Below are 26,008 nucleotides of genomic sequence, written 5' to 3' on the forward strand. Positions count from 1 at the left end.
TTTCCATTAGGGGCGCCGCTTTCGAGTTTACATCTCTCGTTTCCCAGCCGCCGGTCGGAACCGGCGGCACATCGGAGCAGTCCCATGAAGGCCAACATCCACCCCGACTACCACTTCATCAAGGTGCAGATGACCGACGGCACCGTGTTCGAAACCCGCTCCACCTGGGGCAAGGAAGGCGACACGCTGGCTCTCGACATCGACCCCACCTCGCACCCGGCCTGGACCGGTGGCAACCAGCGTCTGATGGACCAGGGTGGCCGCGTGGCCCAGTTCAACAAGCGCTTCGGTGGTCTCACTCTCAAGAAGTGAGCGGCCGCGATCGGGCAGGGCCACGTGCCTTGCCCGCGCGAGCGCGAACCAGGGGCGGCTTCGGCCGCCCTTTTTCGTATCTGCCGCGCCCGCCGCGTCTGCGGCTGGTGAAATCCATGGCCAAGGGTGCTTGCCATGGCCGGGGGGAGCCATAAGGTAATACCATGCAACCAACGCCCTCTGCCCCCGGTTTGCCGGCCACTTCGCTCGATCGCCTGCTCGGTTATCAGTTGCGCCGTGCCTCGGCCGTGATGATGGCTGATCTGGCCCGCGAACTGGCCGATCTTGAAATGCGCCCGGCCGAAGTGACCGCGCTGCTGGTGATCGGCGAAAACCCCGGCTGCTCGCAAACCGAAGTGGGGCAGGTGCTGGGGATCAAGCGCGCCAACATGGTGCCGATCATTTCGCGGCTGATGGATCGTGACCTGATCGATCGCGAACGCGCCGATGGGCGCAGCCATGCGCTGCGCGTCACGGAAACCGGGGCGGCGGTAGTGGCCGATGCCCTGGCGCGGATCGAGCGGCACGAGGCGCGCTTTTCCGACCTGTTCGACACGGCCACGCTCGATGCGCTCCACGCCGCGTTGCCGCTGATTCGCGGGCAGCGGGACGAGGCCGAGGGCTGACCTTGGCTGCCTGACGCTCCCGGCGTCCAGGCCGGGTTGCCTCGAAAGCGGATTGGCTTGGCTCCAAAGCGGCGCCGGCCCTGCTTGCCTGGGCCGCGCCCTGGGCGCAATTCCACCGCATGAACCGGGCGCTGCTGCCTGCGGCGGAGGCAGGCTTTTCTCTGGTGGAACTGATGGTGGCCCTGGCAATCGCCGGGTTGGCTGCCACGGCCGTGATTCTCAATCTGCCGTCCACTACGGCCACGCCCGCGATCGCTGCACAGCGCCTGGCCGTGCGGCTGGCCGCCGCGCGCGACATGGCGGTGATCGCGGGCCGGCCGGTGGCGGTCACGCTCGATGTGACCGGCTATGCCTTTGCCCAGCGCCGAGATGGCGCCTGGGTCGATCCGGCTGATCGCCGCCTGCGCCGCCAGGCCTGGCCGGCCGGGGTCGCCCTGGCCCCATCGGCGGGGCAGGGCAGCGCGCGGCATCTGGTGTTCGATGCGATGGGCATGGCCAATGCGCCGCTGGCCATCACGCTTTCGGCCGGAAATGGCGCGGCCGTGGTGCGCGTGGCCCGCGATGGCGCGGTGGCGGTTGGCGGGGCCAAGCCGTGATGACGGCGCCACATGCCCAGGCCGTGCCGCCCAGCGAGGCCGGCTTTTCCCTGCTCGAGGTCATGGTCGCGCTGGCGGTCTTCGCGATCGCTGCGCTGGCGCTGTTGCGGCTGGAGGCGGCAAGCCTGGCTGGCAGTGCCACGCTCGACCGGCGCTTCCTGCGCGAGGTGGAGGCAGGCAACCAGGCGACGCAATGGCGTACAGACCCGGGCGGTGGCGCGCCTGGCATCGCGGGCGGCATCGTCGTCAACGGCGGTCGGCGCCTGGCCTGGCAGCGGGTGGTGCGCCGCGATGGCGCGGTGCTGGTGGCGCAAATCTCGGTGCGTGCGCTCGATGCTCCGCAAGAGGTGGCCGTGGCGCGGGCCGCGCGCGCTGCGCCATGACCGTTCTGCCGCCCGGCGAGCGGGGCTTCAGCCTGGTCGAGATGCTGGTTGCCCTGGCGGTCTTCGCCCTGATCGCCACGGCGGCGCTGGCCTTGCTGCGCGGCACGGCAAGCAGCGAACGCACGCTGCGCCATCACGATGCTGCGGCTGGACAGCTGCGCCGCATGGTTGCGCTGTGGCAGGCCGATCTGAGCCAGGCCGAGCCACGCCTTGGCCTGGCCACCGGGGGCGATGGCGTGCTGCTGGCCCTGGTGCGCGATGGCTGGGCCAACCCCGACGGATTGCCCCGGCCGCCGCTGGAACGCCTGGAATACCGCTGGACCGGCCAGGCGCTGGTGCGGCGTAGCTATCCCCAACTGGCGGGCGCTGCTGCAGATATCGATCTGGCCGTGCTGCCGCTCACCACGCCGCCGCGCCTGCGGCTGCGCGACGCGGCGGGGCAATGGCATCAGGGCCAATGGACAAGGCCCGATTTCCCCGTGGCCGCCGAACTGGTCATCGCGCCTTCGGGCCTGGCGGGCCCTTTGCGCCTCGTCTCGCCGTTGGGGCAGCCGTGAGCGTGGCACAGCCCCCGCCGCACGAACGCGGCGCGGCGCTGCTCGGTGTGCTGCTGCTGGTGGCGATCATGGCCGTGCTGGCCGGCCTGATGCTCGATCGGCTGGGTCTGGCCACGCGGCTGGCGGGCAATGCGCAGGCGCAGGCAGCCGCTCGCCGCGCCCTGGCCGAAGGGGAAGTGCGGTTGCTCGCCAGGCTTGCCCAGCTCGGCGGCGCGCTTCACCGGGCCGAGCGCGGCGGTTGGGCGGTGCCGCGCGGGCAGATTGCCTGGCAACTGGCGCCCGGCGGCAATTGCTTCAACGTCAACGCCTTGGTTGATGCGGCGCCCGATGGCGCGCTGCGCGCGCGCCCGGCCGGTCTGCTCGAACTGCGCGCGCTGATGGCCTCGCTCGGCATACCGGCAGACCAGGCCGGGCCCTTGGCTGCTGCCATGGCCGATTGGATCGATAGCGACGCGCTATCCTTGCCCGATGGCGCAGAAGATGTCGACTATGCCCGCTTGGCCACGCCCTATCGCACGGCCGGGCGACCGCTTGTGGCGGTGGGCGAACTGCGCGCGGTGCGCGGCATGACTGGCGCCTTCTATGCGCGGCTTGCCCCCTGGCTCTGTGCCTTGCCCGAGGTGGGCAGCTCACCCATCGCGCTGGGCAGCCTGGTGCCGGGGCAGGGGCGCCTTCTGGCAATGTTCGCGCCCGATGCGCTGAGCGTGGCGCGGGCCGAGCAGATCATCGCCCAGGCGCCACCCGGCGGCTATCGCGATCTGGCCTCTGCGCTGGGCCTGGCGCAGGGCCTCGCCACCGGGGAAATCGTGCTCACCGATCGCTGGCTGCGGGCGCGGCTGGTTGCCACGATCGATTCGCAAGCCTTGGAAGAAGAGCTGCTGATCGATGCCGGCACCACCCCGCCACGGATCGCCGGGCGCAGCTGGGGCGAGGCGGCTGATCGCTGAAAAAGTTATCCCCCGATGCAAGTTTTCCCTTTTCAAGGCGGCAGGATTGTTGCAAGGGCGGCCACCCGAACGGAGCACGCATTTGCAGCTTCGCTCGGAACGCGGAACAACGCCCCAGGGCGCCGCCGTGGCGATCGTAGCTCAGTTGGTTAGAGCGCCGGTTTGTGGTACCGGAGGTCGGGGGTTCGAACCCCCTCGATCGCCCCATTTCTCCCGACATGACAAGACATTCCCTGCGGGGGGGCGGCGCGGCATTGGGGTGCCCGTTTCATCCCAAGGTTCAAGGCCTTCGCGCCGCTGTTTTGCTTGCCCTTGATCTGGCGCAATGGCACAGCATGCGGGCCGGGCCATGCCCGGTGGAGAAGGATCCCAAGTTCAAAAACATGCACGGTTTTGCCAATCCTGCCCGTTTCCTGCGGCTTGCCCGCTGGCTTATGCCGCTGTTGCTCGGGGTTGGGCTGGTCCTGGCCTTCGGGGCGCTGGCCTGGGGCCTGCTGATGGTGCCGCCCGACCGGCTGATGGGGCAGACCGTGCGCATCCTGTTCATCCACGTGCCCTGCGCCTGGCTGGGCATGGCGGGGTGGACCACGATCGCGGTATCGAGCCTGGTCGAGCTGGTCTGGCGCCACCCGTTGGCGGCCATTGCGGCGCGCGCGGCGGCGGTGCCGGGCGCAGCATTCACGGCCATGTGCCTGATCACCGGATCGATCTGGGCACGGCCCACCTGGGGCACCTGGTGGGTGTGGGATGGCCGCTTGACCAGCTATCTCATTCTGCTGTTCCTCTATTTCGGCTATATCGCGCTGGCTGGCGCGGCGCAGCGCGATGCCGCCGCTGGCAGCGGGGCCAGCCGCGTCACCGCTATCTTCGGCATGGTTGGCGCGATCAATATCCCGATCATCAACCGTTCGGTGGTGTGGTGGAACAGCCTGCACCAGCCCGCCTCGATCACGATGGGCAAATCGGCCATCGATGCCACGTTCCTGTGGCCGCTGCTGATCGGCGCGCTGGGCTTTTCCTGCATTTTTGGCGGTGTCGTGCTGGCGCGCATGCGCACGCTTCTGGCCGATATCCAGGCCGAGGCGCGCCTGCGCCGCAAGGCCATGGCCTGATGTTGCACCGCGCGAAGCTGCCCCACGGAAACCCGCATCATGCATGAACGACTTGATCAATGGCACTATGTGGCGGCGGCCCTCACCATCGGGGTGGTGGGCACGCTGCTGCTGGTTGGCATCACGCTGTGGTCGATGCGGCGGGCAGAGGCCCGGCGCGACGCGGTGCGCGGCGGAACCCGCGCCCAGGCACGAAAGAACGAGGCATGAGCGCGATCAAGGCCAAGCATCAACGGTTGGTCCTGCTGGTGATCGCGCTGGCGGCGCTGATCGGGGCAGGGCTGCTGGCCGCCTGGGCCTTGTCCAAGCAGGCCAGCTATTTCTATGTGCCGAGCGACCTGGTGGCCCACCCGCCCGAACAGGGCCGCGCCGTGCGGCTGGGCGGCATGGTGCAGCGCGGCTCGATCAAGACGATGCCCGATGGCGTGACGATCACGTTCGTGGTCGGCGATGGCAAGGCCACCGTGCCGGTGCGCTATGCCGGGATCACGCCGGACCTGTTCGTCGAAGGATCGGGCGTGGTCGCCGAAGGCCGCATGGAGGGAAAAACCTTCGTGGCCGACAATCTGCTGGCCAAGCATGACGAGAAATATGTCCCGCGCGAGATGAAGGACATGACAGAAGGGCAGGCCAAGGCCGTGGTGGCAGAAACGAAATGATCGCGGAACTCGGTCTTGCCATCCTGTGGATGGCGGCGGCGCTGGCGGTGCTGCAACTCGTGGCGGGCGCCCTGGCGCTGCGGCCGCAGGGCGCGGCAATGCTGGGCGTGGTGCGTCCGGTGGCGGTGATGCAGGGCATTCTGGTGGCGCTAGCCTTTGCCGCGCTGATCACCCTGTTCGTCACCACCGATCTATCGGTCAAGCTGGTGGCGGAAAACAGCCACTCGGCCAAGCCGCTGATCTTCAAGATTGCCGGCACCTGGGGCAACCACGAAGGCTCGATGCTGCTGTGGGTCACGATCATGAGCCTGGCGGGCGGCTTCGTGGCGCTGGTGGAACGGCGCCTGCCGGAAAAGACGCTGATGGCGACGCTCGCGGCGCAGGCTTTCGTCAGCCTGGGGTTCTATGCGTTCCTGCTGCTTGCCTCCAATCCCTTTGCCCGCCTGCCGCAGCCCGCGCCCGAAGGCGCCGGGCTCAACCCGTTGCTGCAGGATATCGGCCTCGCGTTCCATCCGCCCACGCTCTACGTCGGCTATGTCGGGCTTTCGATCGCGTTCAGCTTTGCCGTTGGCGCGTTGATCACCCGCGATGTCGGCCCCGCCTTTGCCCGCGCCATGCGGCCCTGGGTGCTGGGCGCGTGGATATTCCTGACCATCGGCATCACCGCAGGCTCCTATTGGGCCTATTACACGCTGGGCTGGGGCGGCTGGTGGTTCTGGGATCCGGTCGAAAACGCCTCGCTCATGCCCTGGCTCGCGGCCACCGCATTGCTTCATTCGGTCTCGGTGCTGGCGGCGCGCAATGCCCTTCGCGCCTGGACGGTGATGCTTGGCGTGATCGCCTTTTCGATGTCGATGGTCGGCACGTTCCTGGTGCGCTCGGGCATTCTCACGTCGGTCCACGCCTTTGCCGTCGATCCGGCGCGGGGCAGCTTCATCCTGGCGCTGCTGGCGATCTACATCGGCGGTGCGCTGCTGCTGTTTGCCCTGCGCGCCAGCACCGTGACCGAAGGCGCGCGCTTTGCTTTCGTCAGCCGCGAGGCGGCCTTGGTGTTCAACAACGTGATGCTGTGCGGCATCCTCGGCATCGTGCTGCTCGGCACGCTCTATCCGCTGCTGACCGAGGCGTTCGGCGTCAAGGTTTCGGTGGGTCCGCCCTATTTCAACCCGGTGGCGGCGATCTTTGCCTTTCCGATGATCGTGGTCATGGCTGTGGGGCCGCTGCTGCGCTGGAAGGATGATCGCGGCGGGCGCATCGCGCCAGTCCTCGCCGTGCCTGCGCTGGTGGCCATCGCCGCCGGTGGCGCGGCGTTTGTCGCCGGGGTGAGGGTGCTGCCGGCGTTGGGCCTGGCGCTGGGCGCCGGGCTCGCCATCGCCAGCCTGCTGCCGCTGCGGGGGCGCAATTTGCGCCGCACGCCGCTGCCGATCTGGGGCATGGTCATTGCCCACCTCGGCATTGCCGTGGCGGCCCTGGGCATGGCCAGCGAAAGCGCGTTTTCCACCGAAACCCTGGCCGCGCTCAATCCGGGCGAAACCCGCCAGGTCGGCCCCTATGCCCTCACGCTCGATCGCATCGATCCGGTGGCCGGGCCCAATTGGACCGCGCTGCAGGCCACGTTTTCGGCCCGCTATGATGGCGGCGATGCCACGCTGCTGCAGCCCCAGGCGCGGGTCTTTGCCAATCCGCCGGGCACGCGCACCGAATCCGCGCTGAAAACCCGCTGGAACGGCCAGCTTTATGTCGTTCTGGGTGAAGAAGGCCAGGATGGCCGCTGGCAGATGCGCTTCTGGTGGAAGCCGTTCGTGCCGCTGATCTGGCTGGGCGGCCTGCTGGTGGGCTTGGGCGGCCTGCTGGCGCTGATCGGCCGGGTGGCGCGCGATATGAAGCGCCTGGTCGCGATCGACAAAATCGCGTTCCGCCGGGAAAGGCAGGGACGATGAGCACGCAGCCTGCTTCACCGGCGCGCCGGCCTGGCCTCGCGCTGTGGCTGCCGCTGGTGCTGTTCGGCGGTTTCCTCGCGCTGGTGGTCTATGGCCTGGTGCGGCCAGACAATCGCGAGGTGGCCAGCACGTTCATCGGCAAGCCCATCCCGGCCTTTGCCCTGCCGCCGGCCAGCGATGACCGGCCGGGCCTGAGCAATGCCCAGTTCGTGGGTGGCAAGCCGCGCCTGCTCAACATCTTTGCCTCGTGGTGCGGCCCTTGCGCGGTCGAATCGCCGCAACTGGCGCAACTGGCCAAGGCTGGGGCAGAGATCGACGGCGTGGCGATCCGCGATCGCAAGGATGATCTGGCGCGGTTCCTGGCCGCCAATGGCAATCCCTTTGCCCGCATCGGCCAGGATGATCTCAGCAAGGTGCAGATCGGCATCGGCTCGTCAGGCGTGCCGGAAACTTTTGTCGTCGATGCCCATGGCGTGATCCGCCACCAGCATATCGGCGCGATCATGCCCGAAGACGTGCCGGTGATCCTGGCCAAGCTCAAGGAAGCCGAACAATGAAACGGGACCGTTTCATTTTCGCCGCCGCGCTAGCACTGCTGCTGCCGCTGGCGCCGCTGGCCGCGCAAGACAGCCTGCCGCCCGCGCCCTATGCCTATCGCCAGCTGCCCGATCCGGCGCAGGAGGCCAAGGCGCAGGCGCTGATGGAAACGCTGCGCTGCCTCAAGTGTCAGAGCCAGTCGATCGCCGATTCCGATGCCTCGATGGCTGGCGACATGCGCAACGAGGTGCGCACCCGCATTGCCGCCGGCGAAGATCCCGAGGCGATCCGGCAGTGGCTGATCGATCGCTATGGCGATTATGTCAGCTATACACCGCAGGTGAAGCCTTTGACCTGGCCGCTGTTTGCCGCACCAGTGGTGTTTCTGGGCGTTGCCGCCCTGCTGCTGCGGGGCCGTTTCCGCCGTGGAAAACGGGCCGATGCGGCCCTGCGCAAGGACAAGCCATGACCTGGGTGATCGTTCTGGGCGTTGCCGCCATCGTGTTTGCCGCGCTCGTGCTGGTGGGGCGGCTGCCGCGCGCCGGATGGGAAGTGACCGGCGCTGCGCTGCTGTTCGGCCTGGCGGGTTATACCCTGCAGGGGCATCCGGCGGAGGCTGGCGCACCCACCCCGGCTGTGGAAAACGCGGCCGTGGCGGACGCGGCACTGCTCAAGGAGCGCCAGGCCATGGGCAGCGCCTTTGGCAAGGGGCGCAGTTGGCTGATCCTGGCCGATGGCCTGACCCGGCAAGGGCAATATCGCGCCGCGGCCGATGTCTTGGCCAAGGCCGCGCAGGAAAACCCCGACGATGCCGATATCGAGGTGGCGCTCGGCAATGCCCTGGTTGGCCATAGCGAGGGCCTGATCACCCCGGCCGCGCAATATGCGTTCCGCCGCGCGGCGATGATCGATCCCAATCACCCCGGCCCGCCGTTCTTCATGGGCCTGGCCATGGCGCAATCGGGGCGCCTTGCCGATGCCCGGGCGCTGTGGGCCGATCTGCTCGCCCGCTCGCCGGCCGATGCGCCCTATCGCCAGGATCTGGCGATGCGGCTGACGCGGCTGGACCAGATGATGGCGGCCAGTGGCATGCCCATCCCGCCGGCACAGCCTGAGGCATCGGGACAGGCGCAAGCCGCCAAGGCCCCGTCTGGTGCAGCAACCCCCGCACCCAAGCCCGCCGCTCGGTGAAATATCGGGAACCGCTTGCCACAGATGGCGGTTTGGTCACCATTGCTTCAGGTTGGGCGCCGGTGCTAAGCGCCGCCCCGATTCGGCTCTATCGCGGGCCGGACAGTGCAATGGGGCCGAAGCGGCCGGGGGCAGTCTCGCCATGAACAATGCCGTGGGTGATGCCGTGGGTAACGCCGGAACCGCAGGGAATCCGTCCACGGTCAATACTGCCTCGCCCGTTGCGGGCCATGGTCATGCGCATGGCCAGGGCCGTGGACAGGCCAGCCTAATCAAGATGGCGGTCGGCGCTGTCGGCGTGGTCTTCGGCGATATCGGCACCAGCCCGCTCTACGCCTTGCGCGATACCTTTGCCGGGCATCATCGCCTGCCGCTCGACCAGACGCATATCTATGGCATCGTCAGCCTGATGTTCTGGTCGATGATGATCATCGTGACGCTGAAATACGTCTCGGTGATCATGCGTGCCGACAACAAGGGCGAGGGCGGCAGCCTGGCGCTTTTGGCGCTGATCAACCAGCACACCGCCGGCAAGCGCTGGGGCCGTGGCATCGTTCTGCTGGGCGTCTTTGCCACCGCGCTGTTCTATGGCGATTCGATGATCACCCCGGCGGTGTCGGTGATGGGCGCGATCGAGGGGCTTTCGGTCTATCAGCCCAGCATGCAAAGCTGGGTGGTGCCGATGGTGGTGGCCATCCTGATCGCCCTGTTCCTGATCCAGAGCCGGGGCACCGAGCGCGTCGCCACGTTCTTTGGCCCGATCATGCTGGTCTATTTCGCCACGATCGCGGTGCTGGGCGCCATGAGCATTGCCCTGCTGCCCGAGGTGATCGGCGCGCTGTCTCCGCATCACGCCGTGGCCATGTTTGCCGCCGATCCGTTTCGCGGTTTCCTGGCCATGGGCGCTGCCGTCCTGGCGGTGACCGGGGCCGAAGCGCTCTATGCCGACATGGGCCATTTCGGACGCAACCCGATCCGCGTGTCGTGGCTGGCGCTGGTGCTGCCGGCGCTGGTGCTCAACTATCTGGGCCAGGCCTCGTTGCTGATGCGCGAAGGCTCTGCTGCGCTGGTCAGCCCGTTCTATTTCCTGGCGCCCGACTGGTTCCAGTGGCCGCTGCTGATCATTGCCAGCCTGGCGGCGGTCATCGCCAGCCAGGCGGTGATCTCCGGCGCATTCTCGGTCACCCAGCAGGCGATCCAGCTGGGGTTCATCCCGCGCATGACGATCCGCCATACCAGCACGTCGGCCGGGCAGATCTATATCCCGGTGATCAATTCCGCGCTGATGGTGGCAGTCATCCTGCTGGTGCTGATGTTCCGCCATTCGTCGAACCTCACGGCCGCCTATGGCATCGCCGTGACCGGCGCGATGATGATCGACAACGTGCTGCTGGGCGTGGTGCTGATCAAGCTGTGGCACTGGCGGCCGGTGCTGGCCACGGGCCTGCTGGCGCTGTTCATGGCGATCGACCTTGGCTACCTGGGCGCCAACCTGACCAAGATCCCCGATGGCGGCTGGGTGCCGCTGGCGATGGGCATCACCATCTTTACGCTGCTGACCACCTGGTCGCGTGGGCGCGCCCTGATGCGCGCCGGGATGGCCGAAGGGTCCATTCCGCTGGAAGTGTTCACCAAGTCTGCCCATTCCAGCGCGGCGCGGGTGGCCGGTACGGCGATCTTCATGGCCTCGGCCTCCAACGGCGTGCCCTCGGCACTGTTGCACAACATCAAGCACAACAAGGTGCTGCACAACCGGGTGGTGATCCTGACGGTGCAGATCCAGGACGAACCCTATGTCGATCTGGCGCAGCGGTCAGCGGTCAAGGATTTCGGCAACGGCTTCTATCGCCTGACGCTGCGCTTCGGCTTCCTGGAAGAGACCGACGTGCCCGCCGCGCTCAAGACCATCACCACCTGCGGCGAACCGTTCGACATGATGAAGACCAGCTTCTTCCTCTCGCGCCAGACGCTGATTCCGTCGGACAAGCCGGGCATGGCGCTGTGGCGGGAAAAGCTGTTTGCCTGGATGCTGCGCAATGCGGCGAGCGCCATGGAATTCTTCCGCTTGCCGACGAACCGTGTGGTCGAACTTGGCAGCCAGCTGCGGATTTGATCGAAAGCGGCGCCGTGCAGGGCTTGCCGCTGCGGCGTGGCATGCCATGCCATGCCATGCTCTGTAAGCTGCGCAATCTTGGGGCGCCCTGCGCGTGACTGAAGCTGATATCCTCCGCGATATTCTCGATACCCAGCTGGATATGCTGTGCCGGTTCACCGCCGATGGCACGATCCTGTTTGCCAACACCGCCTATGCCCGCATGATGGAAAGCCCGCGCGCCGCGCTGACCGGGCGCAACGTGTGGAAGTTCATCCCCACGAGCGAGCACGCCACGATCCAGCGCGAGATGGCGCTGCTGACCCCGGAAAACCCGTCACGCACCATCGAAAACCGCCTGGAGGCGGCCGATGGCAGCGTGCGGTGGACGCTGTGGCGCAACCATGCGCTGGAATTCGATGCCCACGGCCGCTGGCAGGTGATGCAATCGACCGGGATCGACATTACCGAGCGCAAGATCCTGGAAGACCGGCTGCGCCTGCTGATCGAAGAGCTTAACCACCGCGTCAAGAACTCGCTGATGGTGGTTCAGGCCATGGCCTGGCAATCGTTTCGCGGGATCGAGCAGCCCGCCGCGGCGGCCGTGGAGAATTTTACCGCCCGCCTGCATGCCCTGGCGGCAGCGCATACCATCCTCAGCCGTGGTCAGTGGGCTGGCGCGCCGCTGGCCGATGTGGTGCGGCAGGGGCTGACGATCTGCGCAGGCAGTGTGCAGGGCGATGGTGGCGCCCAACGCTTGAGCCTTGGCGGGCCTGATGTGACGGTGGGCGCGGCGGCCACGGTGTCGCTGGTCATGGTGCTGCACGAGCTGGCCACCAACGCTATCAAGTATGGCGCGCTGTCTAACGCCGAAGGCACGGTGACAATTGCCTGGGAGGTGGGCGATGATGGCGCGGTGGCGCTGGAATGGCGGGAGCAGGGCGGACCGCCGGTGGCGCCGCCCGCGCGCAGTGGCTTTGGTTCACGCCTGATCCGCGATGCCATCACCCGGCAGCTTTCGGGAGAGGCGCAGATCGATCACGCGCCTGATGGCGTTGTTGTGCGCCTGGTGTTGCCGGCCCAGCATTTTGAAGCGCCTGCCATTGCCCCGATCTGGTCAGACGCGACGAAGGACCCTGCATGACCGACCGCGCCCAATCGCTGTCTGGTCGCCGCATATTGGTGGTGGAGGACGAGTTCATCGTCGCTGCCATGCTGGCCGATGTGCTGGAGGACGAGGGCGCGCAGGTGATCGGTCCGGTGGGGACGCAGGCAGAGGGCATCGCGGCGGCTGCGACAGAATTCCTCGATGCAGCGGTGCTGGACTGGAACCTCAATGGGCAACCCGGGGCACCAGTGGCGCGCGCCTTGCGCGAGCGGGGCATCCCCTTCGTCATCGCCACCGGTTATGGCGCGGTGGAGGCAGAGTTCGCCGATGTACAGATCATGCACAAACCCTATGCCCCCGCTCAGTTGACCGCTTGCCTGGGAGGCTTGCTGGCCGGCTGAGCCGGGGGCACGGAGCCTGCGTTCAAGATCAGTGCTTGAGCGTGTCGGACGCTTCGTCGGCGCCCTGCTTCACGCGATTGCCAAACTTGTCGGCGGCGGTGCCGGCCTTGTCGGCCGCCTTGTCGATCTTGCGGCCAGCGTCGTCGGCGGCCTTGTCAGCGGCCCGGCTGGCATTGTCGAGCGCCTTGTCGGCGGCGGCACCCACGCTATCGGCAGCCTTGTCAGCGGCGCGGCCGGCATCCTTTGCGGCGTTCTGCGCATCGTTGGCGGCCGAGTCGGCAGCGGCGGCCGTCTTGTCCTGGGTCTTTTCCGAGCAGGCGGCAAGGCTGGCGCCGGCCAGCATCAGGGCGGGAAGGGCAAGGAAAATACGGCGCATGTGACGGTCACTCCCGTTCGTGGTGGTTTGCCAAGGCCAACGCCGAACGCGGCTTGGCGTTCCCCCACGCGGTGCGATCAATCGTGTGGCGTGTTGGTCTCGGCCTCTTCCACGCCCTGTTCGCTGCCCAGGCCATGGCGCAGCAGCATCGGGATCTGGGCAAAGGTGAACAGGAACGACAGCGCGCTCACGCCCCACAGCTTGGCCGTCAGCCAGCCATCAAAGGTCAAGGTATGGCGCAGCACTTCGTTGAGCACGGCCAGGAACAGGAAGAACCACGCCCAGTTGCGCGACAGCTTGCGCCAGCCGGTTTCATCCAGCCCGTCGAACGCGCTTTGCAGCAGCATGCGCAGCACCGCCTTGCCGCGCGCCAGGCCGATGAACAGGCCGGCGGCAAACAGCAGGTAGATCACCGTGGGCTTAATCTGGATCCAGAACGGATCGCCCAGGAACACGGTAAGGGTGCCAAAGCCCAGGATCAGCGTGGTGGACAGCCACAGCATCGGCGAAACCTTGCCCAGGCGCCATTTCGACGCGATCAGCGCGGCCACCGTGGCGATCATGAACACCACGGTGCTCTTGGTGATCGCCACCACTGCGCCAACGCCAGCATCGCTGCTCTTGTCCGGGCTGAAATGGCGATAGGCCAGGAAGAACACCAGCAGCGGCCCATAGTCGACCGCCAGGTTCACCCAGGATGATTTGGGCTGCGATTTGGGCTGGGCCTGGTCCGCGCTCATTGAAACACCCCTGCAATCACCTTGGCCACCAGATCGGGATCGAACGGCCGAAGGTCGTCGATGGTTTCGCCAACGCCGATGGCGTGGATCGGCAGGCCATACTGTTCGGCGGCCGCCACCAGCACGCCGCCGCGCGCCGTGCCATCCAGCTTGGTCATGATCAGGCCCGATACGCCGGCCACATCCTTGAAAATCTCGATCTGCGACAGCGCGTTCTGGCCATTGGTGGCATCGAGCACCAGCACCACGTCGTGCGGCGCCTCAGGGTTCAGGCGGCCGAGCACGCGGCGCACCTTGGCCAGCTCGTCCATCAGTTCGCGCTTGTTCTGCAGGCGGCCGGCGGTGTCGACGATCAGCACGTCGGTGCCAACATCGGTGGCTGCCTTGACCGCGTCGAACACGATCGAGGCGGGATCGCCGCCTTCGGGGCCGGTGATGATCGGCACGCCCAGCCGATCGGCCCAGACCTTGAGCTGGCCGATCGCGGCGGCGCGGAACGTGTCGCCTGCGGCCAGCATCACTGAATAGTCCAGTTCCTGGAACAGGTGCGCCAGCTTGGCGATGGTCGTGGTCTTGCCCGAACCATTGACGCCGATCACTAGGATCACCTGCGGCCGTGGAAAGGCCACGATATCGAGCGGCTTGGCCACGCCGCGCAGGATCGCGGCAATTTCGTCGGCCACGGCGCCGCGCAGGGTGGCATCATCGAGCCCCTGCTCGAACCGGGCACTGGCCAGCTTGGCGCGGATGCGCGCCGCCGCGCGCGGGCCCAGGTCCGACATGATCAGCGCGTCCTCGATCTCGTCGAGCTGGGCCTCGCTCAGGCGCGTGGCGCCGCCAAAGCCCGCCAGGTTGCCGGCCAGCCGCTCCGAGGTCTTGCGCAGCCCGCCTACCAGGCGATCCGACCAGCTGTCGCTACTCATGCCAGCATTCCTTCTTCGATTCTTTCAGGTGTCAGCGTCACCAGGCTGCCCGGCACAGTGCCGGCAGGCAGGCGATAGGGCGCGAAATCCGGGCCATGGCCGGTGCCGTCGCGTTCGGCAAGCACTTGTGCAAGGCGGCCGACCAGGCCTTGCAGCCAGGCCGCACGGGTTTGCGCCACGGCGGCACGCAGTTGCGCGGCGCGTTCGCGCACCACCGGCGGCGGCACCTGCGGCATGCGCGCGGCGGGCGTGCCGGGGCGGGGGGAATAGGGAAAGACATGGCCGTGGACGATGCCGGCCTGCGCCACGATGCTCAGGTTCTCGGCATGCATGGCGGCGTCCTCGGTGGGAAAGCCGGCGATCAGGTCGGCGCCGATCGCCATGTCAGGGCGATGCCGCCGCAGGGTTTCAACCAGGGCCAGCGCCTGGCCACGGCTGTGGCGGCGCTTCATGCGCTTGAGCACCATGTCTGCGCCTGATTGCAGCGACAGATGCACGTGCGGCATCACGCGCGGCTCGTGGCACAACAGGTCGAGCAGCAGCGGATCGATCTCCACCCCGTCGACCGAAGATAGCCGCAGCCGGGGCAGGGCAGGGAACGTGCGCAGGATCGCCGCCACCAGATCGCCCAGGCGCGCCGGTTCTGGCAAGTCTGCGCCCCAGCTGGTCAGGTCAACGCCGGTCAGCACCACTTCGGCCACGCCGTGGGCCAGATGGCCGGCCAGGGTATGCAGCACCTGCGCCACAGGCACCGACCGGCTGGCCCCACGCCCGGCCGGAATGATGCAGAACGTGCAGGCGTGGTCGCAGCCGTTCTGCACCGCCACGAACGCGCGGGTATGCCGCTCGGATGCGGCGACCGGCACGGCCGGGGCAGGCACCTGCCAGCGGGCGGGATCGAGCTTGGCTGCGTTGGGCACCACGCCATCCACCTCTGCCATGGCAGCAAAGCCGGCGGGATCGATCGTGGCGGCGCAGCCAGTGACGAGCAGGCGTGCCCCGGGATGATCGCGGCGCAGGCGGCGCACCGCGCGGCGCGACTGGCGCACCGCCTCTGCCGTGACGGCGCAGGAATTGACCACCACCGTGGGCGTCGGCGCGGCGGCCAGCAGATGGCGGATCGCCTCGCTTTCCGACAGGTTCATGCGGCAGCCCAGCGTCACCACGCCAGCCGGATCGGCCAGCACAGAACCGGTTGCCACGTCAGGCGCAGAGGCTGCTTGGGCCAAGGCCGGCCTCAGAGCGGGTAGAGCGCGTCGTCGAATGCGCCTTCAAAGCTGGTGATGGCAGGGCCGGTCATGACGATATGGCCGCCTTCGGGCCAATCGATCCGCAACGCGCCGCCGGGCAGATCGACCGTCACGCTCCGTCCCACCAGCTTGCGGCGCATCGCCGCCACTGCCGTGGCGCAGGCGCCGGTGCCGCAGGCGCGGGTCAGCCCGGCGCCACGCTCCCACACCCGCAGCGAGAGGTGATCGGGGCCGACCAGGCTGGCCACGTTGACGTTGACGCGTTCGGGAAAGACCGGGTCATGCTCGATGATCGGGCCGAGCCGGGCCAGGTCCACTGCGGCGGCATCGGGCACGAAGAACACCGCGTGGGGGTTGCCCACGTTGACGGCCACGGGGTTTTCCAGGTCTTCCCAGGCCAGCGGCATGGCCAGGGTATCCATGGCATAGGCGAGCGGAATGGCATTCCAGTCGAACCGGGGGGCGCCCATGTCCACCGCGATGCCGGCATCTGTTGCCTGCGCCTCGATCAGGCCGCCGCCGGTTTCGATCCGGGTGCGGCCCGCTCGTTCACCGCCCAGCAGCAGGCCCACGGCGCGGCTGGCGTTGCCGCAGGCGCCGACTTCGCTGCCATCGGGATTGAAGATGCGCATCTTCACGTCGGCCTGGTCCGACGGTTCCAGCACGATGAACTGGTCGCAGCCGATGCCGGTGTGGCGATCGGCCAGCGCCGCGGCGCGCGCGGGCGAGACCGGCAGCGCGGTTTCGCGCGCGTCGATCACCACGAAATCGTTGCCCAGGCCATGCATCTTGATGAACGGAATACGCATGGGCGCGATCTAGGCGGCAAAGGGCGGCGGCGCAATGGTTGCGCCGCTTGTCACACCGGGTTCAGCCGAGCGCGGCGCGGTTCTGGCCTGGCGTTGCCGGCTCTTGCGCGGCTGCATCGGCCGGGGTGGCGTTGCCGATCAGCAGGTCGTCTGCGGCCAGTGCGGCGCGCACCGTCTGGGCATCCTGCGGATGGCCATAGAGAAAGCCCTGGCCCTTGAACGAGCCCAGCTTGCGCAGTTCTTCGAGCACGCCCTGGGTTTCGATCCCTTCGGCGGTCAGCGGCAGATCCAGCCCCTGGCCGAGCGAGGTGATCGCGGCCACGATCGTGGCGCTGTCCTTGCAGCTGTCGAGCGTGGAGACAAAGCTGCGGTCGATCTTGATGCGGTCAAACGGCAGCGAGCGCAGCTGCGCGATCGAGCTGTAGCCGGTGCCGAAATCATCGAGGCTCAGGCGGATGCCCTGGTTCTTGAGGCTGGCGACCAACGAGCGGACCAGCGGCAGGTTTTCGTGCAGGCAGGTTTCGGTGATTTCCACGTCCAGCCGGTGCGGGGGGAAATTGGCCTCGACCAACAGCTTGAGCAGGCGCTGTGCAAACCAGGGATCACGCAGTTGCAAGGGCGAGACATTGACCGACAGCGTGAGCGAGGGATCCCATTCGCGGGCATCGACCAGCGCCTGGCGGATCAGCGACTCCGAAAGTTCGGCAATCACGCCGATTTCCTCGGCCACGGGAATGAACACGTCGGGTGCGATCAGGCCATGGCGTGGCGATTGCCAGCGGGCCAGCATCTCGAAACCGGAAAGCCGGCCGGTGTCGATGTCGATCTGCTTTTCGTAATAGGGCACGAATTCGCCGCGCGCGATGCCTTCGCGGATGCCGGTTTCCAGCTCGGCGCGGAACCGCAGTTCCTTTTCCATCGTCGGGTCGAACCAGCAGAAGCGATTGCGGCCGCCGCTCTTGGCCTGGTACATGGCGAGGTCGGCATGATGTTGAAGGCGGGCAGCGATAGTCGCGTCGTCGGCCTGGTGCGGCATGGTGCCGCCATCGCTGCGCGCCAGGCCGATCGACCCGGAAATATCCACCTCGCAATCAGGCAGGCGCACCGGCTCGCCCAGCGTGGCGTTGAGCTTTTCGGCCAGTTGCTCGACCATCGCCGTGCGTGCCGGGTCGAACCGGATGGCGCAGGTGAATTCGTCGCCACCGATGCGGGCGATGATCGCGCCTGCCGGCAATGTTGCGCGCAGGCGATCGGCCGTTGCCACGAGCACCGCGTCGCCGGTCTGGTGGCCATGCAGATCGTTGGCGCGCTTGAACTTGTCGAGGTCGAGCATGAACAGCGCCACGGCGTCGCCATGGGCGCGGGCCTCGGCCACCAGGGCTTCGATCGCACCATCCAGGCTGCGGCGATTAAGGCAGCCGGTCAGCGGATCGGTAAAGGCCAGGGTACGCGCTGTTTCCTCGGCCCGGCGCCGCTCGCGCACTTCGCCGGTCAGTTCCACATACCGGCGCCAGCCAAAGATGATCAGCGCGATATTGAGCAAGAGCGCATTGGCCAGCACCGAATCGACACTCGCCCCGCCGAACAGCACATGGCGCAAGGCGCGGGTGAGCACTGCCGAACCGGACCCCACGAACAGGATGATCGCTGCGGTGATGATGCCCAGGGCGACGACATCGCGCTCGGCACGGGCGATGCCGGTTGGTGCCGCTGATGCGGGTTGGCCGCTTTCCATTGCCGCACTTGCCATACCGTTACCTGCTCGTTTCCCCCGGGGGGGCAGCTTGCATGCATGCCCTGTTACCCACCTGCGGGAAACTACGTGCAGGCTGTTGAAAGATTGGTTAAGGGGCCCAAAGCCCCCGCTTGGCCGGCATTTTTGCCGCAGGAGGGCGCGGCGCAGGGTTGCAATCGGGCAAGGGCGCGGGTAAGGGCACCGCTCTGCCAGAGCCGGGATTCGCCGGCGCTTGCGCAGAGTCGTTTTGTACGCCCCCTGTTGGATGGCGCACGCTGGTCGGCGAGGTTTCGCCCACCGGCGTTTTTCGCGTTATCGGCTGGCGGCGCCCGTTTTGGCAATGGAGCAGCGCGTGTTCGACAGTCTTTCCGACCGGCTTGGCGGTGTATTCGACCGCCTGCGCGGGCGCGGCGCGCTTTCCGAGGACGATGTTCGCGCCGCCATGCGCGAAGTGCGCATCGCCCTGCTGGAGGCCGACGTGGCCTTGCCGGTGGTGCGCCGCTTCATCGATCGCGTTACCGAAGAAGCCGTTGGCCAGTCGGTCCTGAAGTCGGTCACGCCGGGCCAGCAGGTCGTCAAGATCGTCAACGACGCGCTGGTTGAAATGCTGGGCAGCGAGGCCGCCGATCTCGATCTGGCAGCCGCCCCGCCGGTGGTGATCATGATGGTCGGCCTGCAGGGTTCGGGCAAGACCACCAGCACGGCCAAGATCGGCAAGCTGCTCAAGGAAAAGCGCGGCAAGAAGGTGATGATGGCGTCGCTCGACGTCAATCGCCCCGCCGCGCAGGAACAGCTGCGCGTGCTGGGCGAGCAGGCCGGCGTTGCCACGCTGCCGATCGTGCCGGGCCAGTCGCCGGTGGAAATCGCCACGCGCGCACTGCATTCCGCGAAGCTTCAGGCCGTGGACGTGCTGCTGCTCGATACCGCTGGCCGTCTCCACGTCGACCAGGCGCTGATGGACGAGATGAAGGCAGTCGCTGCCATCTCCGTGCCCAAGGAAACCCTGCTCGTCGTCGACTCGCTGACCGGCCAGGACGCGGTCAACGTGGCGCAGGCGTTCGCTGGCGAGGTTGACCTGACCGGCGTGGTGCTGACCCGCATGGATGGCGATGCCCGCGGCGGTGCGGCGCTGTCGATGCGCGCGGTTACCGGCAAGCCGATCAAGTTTGCCGCCACCGGCGAAAAGCTCGACGCGATCGAACCGTTCCAGCCCGAACGTGTTGCCGGCCGCATCCTGGGCATGGGCGATATCGTCTCGATCGTCGAAAAGGCGGCGGCGACGATCAAGCAGGACGAAGCTGAAAAGCTCGCCGCGCGCATGGCCAAGGGCCAGTTCGACATGAACGATCTGCGCATGCAGTTGCAGCAGATGCAGCGCATGGGCGGCCTGGGCGCGCTCGCGGGCCTGATGCCGGGCATGAAGAAGGCCAAGGCGGCGATGGCGCAGTCGGGCATGGACGACAAGGTGCTGCTGCACATGGATGCGATCATCGGTTCGATGACGGCCAAGGAGCGCACCAAGCCCGAACTCTTGAACGCCAAGCGCAAGATCCGCGTCGCCAAGGGGTCTGGCACCACGGTGCAGGACGTCAACAAGCTTCTGAAGATGCACATGGAAATGGCCAAGGCCATGAAGCAGATCAAGAAGATGGGCGGCCTCAAGGGCCTTGGCGCGCTGTTCGGCAAGGGTGGCCTGGGTGCCGCGATGCCGGGCCTTGACCAGCAGGCCGGCCCCGGTGGGCTCGGCGGCGGCATGGGCGGCGGCCTTGGCGGTATGGGCGGCGGTGGCGGCCTTCCCGGCCTGCCCGGCATGGGCAGTGGCGGCTTGCCGTCAAACCTGGCTGACCTGCTCAAGAAGAAATGATTTTATCCTGATTTTTCAGTTTGTTTGAAAGGTAGTCGAATGTCTGTTTCTCTGCGTCTGTCGCGTGGCGGTTCCAAGAAGCGCCCCTATTACAAGATCGTTGCTTCGAACAGCCGCGCCCCGCGCGATGGCAAGTATCTGGAGCAGGTGGGCACCTACAACCCGCTGCTCGCCAAGGACGCCGAAGACCGCGTGCGCCTGGTCGAAGACCGCGTGCGCTACTGGCTTGGCGTTGGCGCCCAGCCGACCGACCGCGTTGCCCGTCTGCTCGACAAGGCCGGCATCAAGGAACGCGCCCCCACCAACAACCCGCAGGCTGGCGAACCCGGCAAGAAGGCCAAGGAACGCGCTGAAGATCGCGCTGAAAAGGCCGCTGCTGCTGCTGAAGCGGCCGCTGCTGCCAGCGCCGAACCGGCTGCCGAAGCGACCGAAGCCTGAGGTTAGGCAAGCGGCATGACGCACGATCGTCCGGTCACGCTTGCGGCCATCGCCGGCGCGCATGGCGTGGCCGGCGAAGTGCGCCTCAAGCTGTTTGGTGAAGGCGTGGCGGCGTTGAAAGCCTACAAGGCGTTCAACGGCGGCACGCTGACCCTTGAAAAGCTGCGCGACGACGGCAAGGGCGGGGCAATCGCCCGCTTTGCCGAAGTCACCACGCGCAATGCGGCAGAAGGCCTGCGCAGCACGGCACTGACCGTCCCGCGTTCGGCCCTGCCGCCGCTCGCCGACGGCGAATATTACCATGCCGATCTGATCGGCCTGCCGGCTCATTCCACCGACGGCGCCGTGCTGGGCACCTGCGTGGGCGTGGACAATTATGGCGCGGGTGACGTGCTCGATATCGAGCGGCCCGATGGCAAGCGCTTCATGGTGCCGATGCGCGCCGAAGCGGTGCCCGAATGGAACGCGGACCGCCTGTTGATTGACGCTCTCTACGCGGACTGATTAGCTGCGCGTCGGCATTACACAGTACACAGTGCCGGACCCAGGAGGTCGGGGCTTGCTCGTTCTATCCATTGTCGGCGGAAATTTGCTCGTTGCATTGGCGGCGGCATGGCTCGTCGGTCGCTGGCGCTCGCATTGGCCCCGGGCGCGGTGCGCCGTGTTGGCGTCTTCCCTGTTTCCCGGTATCTTGGCGGCGATGATTACGCCGTCTTTGGTGTTTGCCGCCTGGCGCGACGAATGTGGTCAGGATGGCTGCACATTTGCTGCGGTTGCCTGCATCGTGTTGTTCTTCGTAGCAGCAATTCTGTTTGGAATGGGCGTGGTCGTGACGCTTTACCTGCTGGGTCAAACATCGCATCGACCGCCGGATCGACATCGCTATCGATCAGATACTTGATTGACGCTTTGGTCGGCGCTGTATATACATTTTGTATATACAGGAGTGTGCCGTGACCGAGCAGTTCAACGCTAAAAGCTTCATGTCCGGCAACTCCGTGGCGCTGCGCCTGCCCAAGGGGCTTGGCGTGGACCCAGGCTTGGACTGGACTGTCGAATGGCGCGGCAACGATCTGGTGTTTCAGGCCAAGGATCGCCCCAAGCGCAAGTTCAATATCGACAAGGTCTGGGGGATCGGCGCTGGCTTGGGCCTGCAATTGCGCAAACCCGAAGATCGTGTGTTCGAACCAAGTCGGCGCGTATGGGACGAAACGCCTGACCAGCCAGCATGAAGTATCTGCTCGATACCAATGCCATCATCATGGCCCTGGAGGCGCGAAGCGAAGGTCTGCGCGCGCGACTGTCGGCTTGCGAAGAGGGCGATCTTGCAACCTCGGCTATCGTCCATGCCGAGATTTTGCTGGGCATAGAAGCTGGGAAGCCACCGCTGCGTGAGGTTTTGGCCATCTTCTCTGAAGAAGTGCCGGTTTTGCCGTTCGATGCTGCCGCAGCCGAAGTCTATGCCCGCCTGCCATTCCGGCGCGGCAGTTTTGATCGCCTGATTGCCGCCCATGCGCTGGCGCTCGATCTGGTGCTGGTGACCGACAACGTGGGTGACTATGCCGACGTGCCAGGGCTCAGGGTCGAGAACTGGGTGCGTTAAAGCGCGCCTTGCCAAGGCCGCCTGGTCACGCCAAGGCCCCTCCACCAGCCTGCGGCTGGTCCCCCTCCCCGTGTCGGGGAGGATCGAGCAGGACTTTTTGTAGATGACCTTCCACGCTGCCGTTCTCACGCTTTACCCCGAGATGTTTCCCGGGCCACTGGGCGTGAGCCTGGCCGGGCGCGCGCTGGGGGAGGGGAAGTGGACGCTCGATCCCGTGCAGATCAGGGATTTTGCTACCGACAAGCACCGCACCGTTGATGATACGCCCGCTGGCGGCGGGGCGGGGATGGTGCTGCGCGTGGATGTGCTGGCCAAGGCAATCGATCATGCGCGGGCGAGAATGGCGGAGAGGGTGGGATACGAACCATCCTTAGACGAGGACAGCCCCCTCCACCAGCCTGCGGCTGGTTCCCCTCCCCCGGCGGGGGAGGAGCTTGTTGATCCTCCCCATGCAATGGGGAGGGGGACCGCCGGCGCAGCCGGTGGTGGAGGGGCCTCGACCATTCCCGTCATCGCGATGACGCCGCGCGGCAAACCGCTGACCCAGGCGCGGGTACGCGAGCTGGCGGCGGGGCCGGGCGTCATTGTCGTCTGCGGCCGGTTCGAGGGTTTTGACGAGCGCATATTCGAGGGCCGCCAGGTGGAGGAAGTCTCGGTGGGAGACATCATCCTGTCGGGCGGCGAATGTGCCGCGCTGATGCTGCTCGATGCTTGCATTCGCCTGCTTCCCGGCGTAATGGGCGCGGCTTCTAGTGGGCATGAAGAGTCGTTCGAAAACGGGCTGCTCGAATATCCCCACTATACCCGCCCCCAGGAATGGGAAGGGCGCACGATCCCGCAAGTGCTGCGATCGGGGGATCATGCGAAGATCGCGGAATGGCGGCAACGCCAGTCCGAAGATGACACACGGTTACGCAGGCCGGATCTTTGGGAGCGCCACGTCGGCGTTCGGGTCCAGTCTGCCTCTGGCGCGCGGCAAAAAAGTGCAGGACGTTTGAAAAATGAACCTGATTCAGCAGATTGAAGCTGAAGCGATCGCCGAATTCAAGGCGTCGAAGACCATCCCCGAATTCCGCGCTGGTGATACCGTGCGCGTCGGCGTGCGCGTCGTTGAAGGCGAGCGCACCCGCGTTCAGGCCTATGAAGGCGTCGTGATCGCGCGTTCGAATCGCGGCATGGGCTCCAACTTCACCGTTCGCAAGATCTCGTTCGGCGAAGGCGTGGAACGCGTGTTCCCGCTCTACTCGCCCAACATCGATTCGATTACCGTCGTCCGTCGGGGCGTGGTGCGTCGTGCGAAGCTGTACTACCTTCGCGGCCGTACCGGCAAAAGCGCCCGTATTGCCGAGCGCCGTGACACGCGCCCCGGCCAGGAAGGCTGAGAAGCCGCCGCCGCGACACGGAAATGACCGTGAAAAAGGCGTCCTGGCATATCCGCCAGGGCGCCTTTTTTGCTTATCGGGAACATCCCCTTGCCATGCAATTCCGCCTTCACCTGCTTGCCACGGCGCTGGTCTGCGCCCCTGTTCTTGCCCATGCAGCCCCTGCTGGAACAGCCCCGGTGACCGCGCCCAGCGCCGCCCCCGTGCTAACGCTCGAACGGGTGTTCGCCAGCCCCTCGCTCAACGGCCCAACCCCGCGCGGCGTGCAGCTGTCGCCCGATGGGCGCTATCTCACCCTGCTCAAGAACCGCGCCGACGATCGCGAGCGGTTCGACCTGTGGGGCTTTGATCGCAAGACCGGCAAGTGGTCGATGCTGGTCGATTCGCTCAAGCTGTCGTCGGGTCGCGTGCTGAGCGAGGCGGAAAAGATGCAGCGCGAGCGCCAGCGCATCGGCGATCTCAAGGGTATCGTCAGCTATGACTGGGCGAGTGACAGCAAGACCGTGCTGGTGCCGCTCGATGGCGATCTGCTGCTCGCCGGGCTGGATGGCAAGGTGCGCAAGATTGCCGGCACCACCGGGGGCGAGTTGAACCCGCGCCTGGGGCCGCAGGGCGATACCCTGGCGTTCGTGCGCGATCGCCGGCTGTGGATCGCGCCGGCCGATGGCAAGGCGCCGCCGCGCGCGATCACGCCCGAGGAAAGCGCCGAAACCGTCCACTGGGGCGAGGCAGAGTTCGTTGCCCAGGAAGAACTCAACCGCATGAGCGGGTTCTGGTGGGCGCCCGATGAAAAGCGCCTGGCCGTGGAACGCTTTGACGAGGCGGCCGTGGGCGTGGTGACGCGCGCGGCGATCGGCGCCGATGGCACGCGCACTTATGACCAGCGCTATCCCGCAGCCGGCGGCGCCAATGCCGATGTCTCGCTGTGGCTGATGGATGCCGATGGCGGCCATCGCGTTCAGGTGGACCTGGGAGCGGACAAGGACATCTATGTGGGTCGCGTCGATTGGGCGAGCGATGGCAAGACGCTCTATGTGCAGCGGCTGGACCGCGCGCAGACCCGGCTCGATATGCTGGCGGTAGACCCCGCCACCGGTGCTTCGCACGTGCTGTTCACCGAACAGGCGCGCGAGAAGAGCTGGATCAACCTGTCGAGCAACTATCGCTTCCTCGATGATGGCAGCCTGATCTGGTGGTCGGAACGCGATGGCTTTGGCCATCTCTATCGCCGCTTCAAGGATGGCCGCTGGCAGCAGCTGACCAAGGGCGACTGGGTCGTCACCGACCTGGTTGGCGTGGACCAGAAGACCGGCCGCGTCTATTTCGCCGGCACGCGCGACGATGTGCTGGCCGGGCAAGTCTATGCCCTGTCGCTCACCGCGCCCGACACGATCACGCGGCTGACCGACCTGGCGTTCGACAACAAGGCGAGCATGGACGGCAAGGGCCAGGCCCTGATCGTAACGCGCAGCGCCGATGCGCAGCCGCCGCAATCCTATCTGGCCGATGCCCATGGCAAGCGGCTGGCGTGGATCGAGGAAAACAAGGTGGACGCGGCCCACGCCTATGCCCCCTATCTTGCCGCGCATCGTCCCGCCACGTTCGGCACGATCGCGGCGGCGGATGGCACGCCGCTGCACTATATGATGATCACCCCGCCGATGGAGCCGGGCAAGCGCTATCCGGTGTTTACCTATCACTATGGCGGCCCCACCGCGAACGTGGTGCACAAGGGCTGGCAGGGCGCGCTGGCCCAGGCGATCGTGGCCAAGGGCTATATCTACTTCGCGCTGGACAACCGTGGCTCGGAAAACCGTGGCGTCGATTTCGGCAGCAAGATCTGGCACGCGATGGGCACGGTCGAGGTGGAAGACCAACTGGCGGGTGCGCAGTGGCTCAAGACCCAGCCCTATGTCGATCCCGCGCGCGTCAGCACGTTTGGCTGGTCCTATGGCGGCTACATGACGGTCAAGATGCTCGAAGCGCATCCCGGCGTCTGGGCGGCAGGCATCGCCGTGGCGCCGGTCACCAAGTGGGAGCTGTACGACACCGCCTATACCGAGCGTTATCTCGGCAATCCCAAGCAGGTGCCCGAAGTTTACAAGGCCGCCGGCGCGCTGGAGCAAACCGGGCAGATCCGCGATCCGCTGCTGCTGGTCCACGGCATGGCCGACGACAATGTGGTGTTTGAAAACAGCACCGCGCTGATCGCCAAGATGCAGGGCGAGGCCATTCCGTTCGAGATGATGCTTTATCCCGGCTACACCCACCGCATCAGCGGGCCCAAGGTGAGCCAGCATCTCTACGAGACGATGTTCCGCTTTCTCGACCGCAACGGCGCGGGCAGCGGCAAATAAGACGTTTGGGGGGCAAAAGCCCCTTTCGCTTGGCTGGTTGGAACCAGCCGCTAAGGAACGGGCGCGCGCA

General features: G+C 66.6%; 31 protein-coding genes and 1 tRNA gene. 26 read left to right on the forward strand and 6 right to left on the reverse strand.

The window, feature by feature from the left end; genetic code table 11:
* Positions 1-84 precede the first annotated feature (84 nt).
* The 17 genes from rpmE (at position 85) to FHW97_RS20170 (ending at position 12,461) form a co-directional block, all read left to right on the forward strand.
* A complete protein-coding gene (rpmE, locus tag FHW97_RS20090; protein WP_171799605.1) occupies positions 85-312 on the forward strand; it encodes a 50S ribosomal protein L31 in 228 nt (75 codons plus the stop codon).
* Positions 313-476: 164 nt separating this feature from the next.
* On the forward strand, positions 477-938 hold the full coding sequence (locus tag FHW97_RS20095; RefSeq protein WP_171799606.1) for a MarR family winged helix-turn-helix transcriptional regulator: 462 nt from the start codon (positions 477-479) through the stop codon (positions 936-938).
* A 119-nt stretch (positions 939-1,057) separates the two neighbouring features.
* Positions 1,058-1,534 carry a GspH/FimT family pseudopilin gene (locus FHW97_RS20100; RefSeq protein ID WP_171799607.1) on the forward strand — a complete coding sequence of 159 codons (477 nt, stop codon included), beginning with the start codon at positions 1,058-1,060 and terminating at the stop codon, positions 1,532-1,534.
* Positions 1,534-1,917, forward strand: a complete 384-nt coding sequence (gene gspI / locus FHW97_RS20105; protein ID WP_171799608.1) for a type II secretion system minor pseudopilin GspI — start codon at positions 1,534-1,536, stop codon at positions 1,915-1,917. Before FHW97_RS20100 ends, gspI begins: the two co-directional genes overlap by 1 nt.
* Positions 1,914-2,474: a type II secretion system protein GspJ gene (locus tag FHW97_RS20110; RefSeq protein ID WP_171799609.1), complete on the forward strand. Its 561-nt coding sequence runs from the start codon at positions 1,914-1,916 to the stop codon at positions 2,472-2,474. The genes gspI and FHW97_RS20110 overlap by 4 nt, the downstream gene beginning before the upstream one ends.
* Positions 2,475-2,476: 2 nt before the next feature.
* Positions 2,477-3,421 (forward strand): type II secretion system minor pseudopilin GspK, encoded by a 945-nt coding sequence (gspK, locus tag FHW97_RS20115; RefSeq protein ID WP_171799610.1) that lies wholly within the window; start codon positions 2,477-2,479, stop codon positions 3,419-3,421.
* A 130-nt stretch (positions 3,422-3,551) separates the two neighbouring features.
* Positions 3,552-3,628: transfer RNA gene (locus FHW97_RS20120), tRNA-His, on the forward strand.
* 176 nt (positions 3,629-3,804) lie between these two features.
* Entirely contained in the window at positions 3,805-4,533 is a 729-nt protein-coding gene (ccmC, locus tag FHW97_RS20125) for a heme ABC transporter permease CcmC (protein WP_171793855.1), read from the forward strand.
* A gap of 39 nt (positions 4,534-4,572) precedes the next feature.
* Entirely contained in the window at positions 4,573-4,743 is a 171-nt protein-coding gene (locus FHW97_RS20130; protein ID WP_168352837.1) for a hypothetical protein, read from the forward strand.
* Positions 4,740-5,192, forward strand: a complete 453-nt coding sequence (ccmE, locus tag FHW97_RS20135; RefSeq protein WP_168352838.1) for a cytochrome c maturation protein CcmE — start codon at positions 4,740-4,742, stop codon at positions 5,190-5,192. Before FHW97_RS20130 ends, ccmE begins: the two co-directional genes overlap by 4 nt.
* Positions 5,189-7,132 (forward strand): heme lyase CcmF/NrfE family subunit, encoded by a 1,944-nt coding sequence (locus FHW97_RS20140; RefSeq protein WP_171799611.1) that lies wholly within the window; start codon positions 5,189-5,191, stop codon positions 7,130-7,132. The genes ccmE and FHW97_RS20140 overlap by 4 nt, the downstream gene beginning before the upstream one ends.
* Complete coding sequence (locus FHW97_RS20145; protein WP_022678375.1) at positions 7,129-7,689, forward strand: DsbE family thiol:disulfide interchange protein; 561 nt, start codon at positions 7,129-7,131, stop codon at positions 7,687-7,689. Before FHW97_RS20140 ends, FHW97_RS20145 begins: the two co-directional genes overlap by 4 nt.
* Positions 7,686-8,138 (forward strand): cytochrome c-type biogenesis protein, encoded by a 453-nt coding sequence (locus tag FHW97_RS20150; protein ID WP_171799612.1) that lies wholly within the window; start codon positions 7,686-7,688, stop codon positions 8,136-8,138. Before FHW97_RS20145 ends, FHW97_RS20150 begins: the two co-directional genes overlap by 4 nt.
* Positions 8,135-8,860, forward strand: coding sequence for a tetratricopeptide repeat protein (locus tag FHW97_RS20155; protein WP_171799613.1), 726 nt, complete (start codon positions 8,135-8,137; stop codon positions 8,858-8,860). Before FHW97_RS20150 ends, FHW97_RS20155 begins: the two co-directional genes overlap by 4 nt.
* Before the next feature lie 277 nt (positions 8,861-9,137).
* Positions 9,138-10,973 (forward strand): potassium transporter Kup, encoded by a 1,836-nt coding sequence (locus FHW97_RS20160; protein WP_157088929.1) that lies wholly within the window; start codon positions 9,138-9,140, stop codon positions 10,971-10,973.
* Positions 10,974-11,067: 94 nt separating this feature from the next.
* Entirely contained in the window at positions 11,068-12,096 is a 1,029-nt protein-coding gene (locus FHW97_RS20165; protein WP_171794993.1) for an HWE histidine kinase domain-containing protein, read from the forward strand.
* Positions 12,093-12,461 (forward strand): response regulator, encoded by a 369-nt coding sequence (locus FHW97_RS20170; RefSeq protein WP_107718271.1) that lies wholly within the window; start codon positions 12,093-12,095, stop codon positions 12,459-12,461. The genes FHW97_RS20165 and FHW97_RS20170 overlap by 4 nt, the downstream gene beginning before the upstream one ends.
* 28 nt (positions 12,462-12,489) lie before the next feature.
* Here the strand turns inward: FHW97_RS20170 and FHW97_RS20175 are convergent, their stop codons facing one another.
* The 6 genes from FHW97_RS20175 to FHW97_RS20200 all read right to left on the reverse strand — a co-directional run bounded on the left by FHW97_RS20175 (position 12,490) and on the right by FHW97_RS20200 (position 18,309).
* Complete coding sequence (locus tag FHW97_RS20175; protein WP_022678369.1) at positions 12,490-12,837, reverse strand: hypothetical protein; 348 nt, start codon at positions 12,835-12,837, stop codon at positions 12,490-12,492.
* 77 nt (positions 12,838-12,914) lie between these two features.
* Entirely contained in the window at positions 12,915-13,577 is a 663-nt protein-coding gene (locus FHW97_RS20180; protein WP_022678368.1) for an inner membrane-spanning protein YciB, read from the reverse strand.
* Positions 13,574-14,500, reverse strand: coding sequence for a signal recognition particle-docking protein FtsY (gene ftsY / locus FHW97_RS20185; RefSeq protein ID WP_054132562.1), 927 nt, complete (start codon positions 14,498-14,500; stop codon positions 13,574-13,576). The genes FHW97_RS20180 and ftsY overlap by 4 nt, the downstream gene beginning before the upstream one ends.
* Positions 14,497-15,702, reverse strand: a complete 1,206-nt coding sequence (locus FHW97_RS20190; protein WP_370525484.1) for a MiaB/RimO family radical SAM methylthiotransferase — start codon at positions 15,700-15,702, stop codon at positions 14,497-14,499. Before FHW97_RS20190 ends, ftsY begins: the two co-directional genes overlap by 4 nt.
* A 35-nt stretch (positions 15,703-15,737) precedes the next feature.
* On the reverse strand, positions 15,738-16,559 hold the full coding sequence (gene dapF, locus FHW97_RS20195; protein ID WP_171799614.1) for a diaminopimelate epimerase: 822 nt from the start codon (positions 16,557-16,559) through the stop codon (positions 15,738-15,740).
* A 61-nt stretch (positions 16,560-16,620) separates the two neighbouring features.
* Entirely contained in the window at positions 16,621-18,309 is a 1,689-nt protein-coding gene (locus FHW97_RS20200; RefSeq protein WP_253941911.1) for a bifunctional diguanylate cyclase/phosphodiesterase, read from the reverse strand.
* 337 nt (positions 18,310-18,646) lie between these two features.
* Between FHW97_RS20200 and ffh the strand changes: the two genes are divergently transcribed.
* The 9 genes from ffh to FHW97_RS20245 all read left to right on the forward strand — a co-directional run bounded on the left by ffh (position 18,647) and on the right by FHW97_RS20245 (position 25,938).
* Positions 18,647-20,158, forward strand: a complete 1,512-nt coding sequence (ffh, locus tag FHW97_RS20205) for a signal recognition particle protein (protein WP_028658413.1) — start codon at positions 18,647-18,649, stop codon at positions 20,156-20,158.
* A 39-nt stretch (positions 20,159-20,197) separates the two neighbouring features.
* Positions 20,198-20,596 carry a 30S ribosomal protein S16 gene (rpsP, locus tag FHW97_RS20210; RefSeq protein WP_022678363.1) on the forward strand — a complete coding sequence of 133 codons (399 nt, stop codon included), beginning with the start codon at positions 20,198-20,200 and terminating at the stop codon, positions 20,594-20,596.
* 15 nt (positions 20,597-20,611) lie between these two features.
* Complete coding sequence (gene rimM, locus FHW97_RS20215; protein WP_171799615.1) at positions 20,612-21,100, forward strand: ribosome maturation factor RimM; 489 nt, start codon at positions 20,612-20,614, stop codon at positions 21,098-21,100.
* Between the two features lie 55 nt (positions 21,101-21,155).
* The gene (locus FHW97_RS20220) at positions 21,156-21,497 is read left to right on the forward strand and encodes a hypothetical protein (RefSeq protein ID WP_171799616.1); all 342 of its coding nucleotides are present in this window, start codon (positions 21,156-21,158) and stop codon (positions 21,495-21,497) included.
* A 52-nt stretch (positions 21,498-21,549) separates the two neighbouring features.
* Complete coding sequence (locus FHW97_RS20225; protein ID WP_171799617.1) at positions 21,550-21,828, forward strand: hypothetical protein; 279 nt, start codon at positions 21,550-21,552, stop codon at positions 21,826-21,828.
* Positions 21,825-22,199, forward strand: coding sequence for a type II toxin-antitoxin system VapC family toxin (locus FHW97_RS20230; RefSeq protein WP_171793846.1), 375 nt, complete (start codon positions 21,825-21,827; stop codon positions 22,197-22,199). The genes FHW97_RS20225 and FHW97_RS20230 overlap by 4 nt, the downstream gene beginning before the upstream one ends.
* Before the next feature lie 103 nt (positions 22,200-22,302).
* Positions 22,303-23,223, forward strand: a complete 921-nt coding sequence (gene trmD, locus FHW97_RS20235; RefSeq protein ID WP_171799618.1) for a tRNA (guanosine(37)-N1)-methyltransferase TrmD — start codon at positions 22,303-22,305, stop codon at positions 23,221-23,223.
* The gene (rplS, locus tag FHW97_RS20240; protein ID WP_022678358.1) at positions 23,201-23,581 is read left to right on the forward strand and encodes a 50S ribosomal protein L19; all 381 of its coding nucleotides are present in this window, start codon (positions 23,201-23,203) and stop codon (positions 23,579-23,581) included. The genes trmD and rplS overlap by 23 nt, the downstream gene beginning before the upstream one ends.
* Before the next feature lie 95 nt (positions 23,582-23,676).
* Positions 23,677-25,938 carry a S9 family peptidase gene (locus FHW97_RS20245; protein WP_171799619.1) on the forward strand — a complete coding sequence of 754 codons (2,262 nt, stop codon included), beginning with the start codon at positions 23,677-23,679 and terminating at the stop codon, positions 25,936-25,938.
* Positions 25,939-26,008: the final 70 nt, after the last annotated feature.

Source organism: Novosphingobium sp. SG754 (assembly GCF_013149315.1).
GTDB classification, from domain to species: Bacteria; Pseudomonadota; Alphaproteobacteria; order Sphingomonadales; family Sphingomonadaceae; genus Novosphingobium; species Novosphingobium capsulatum.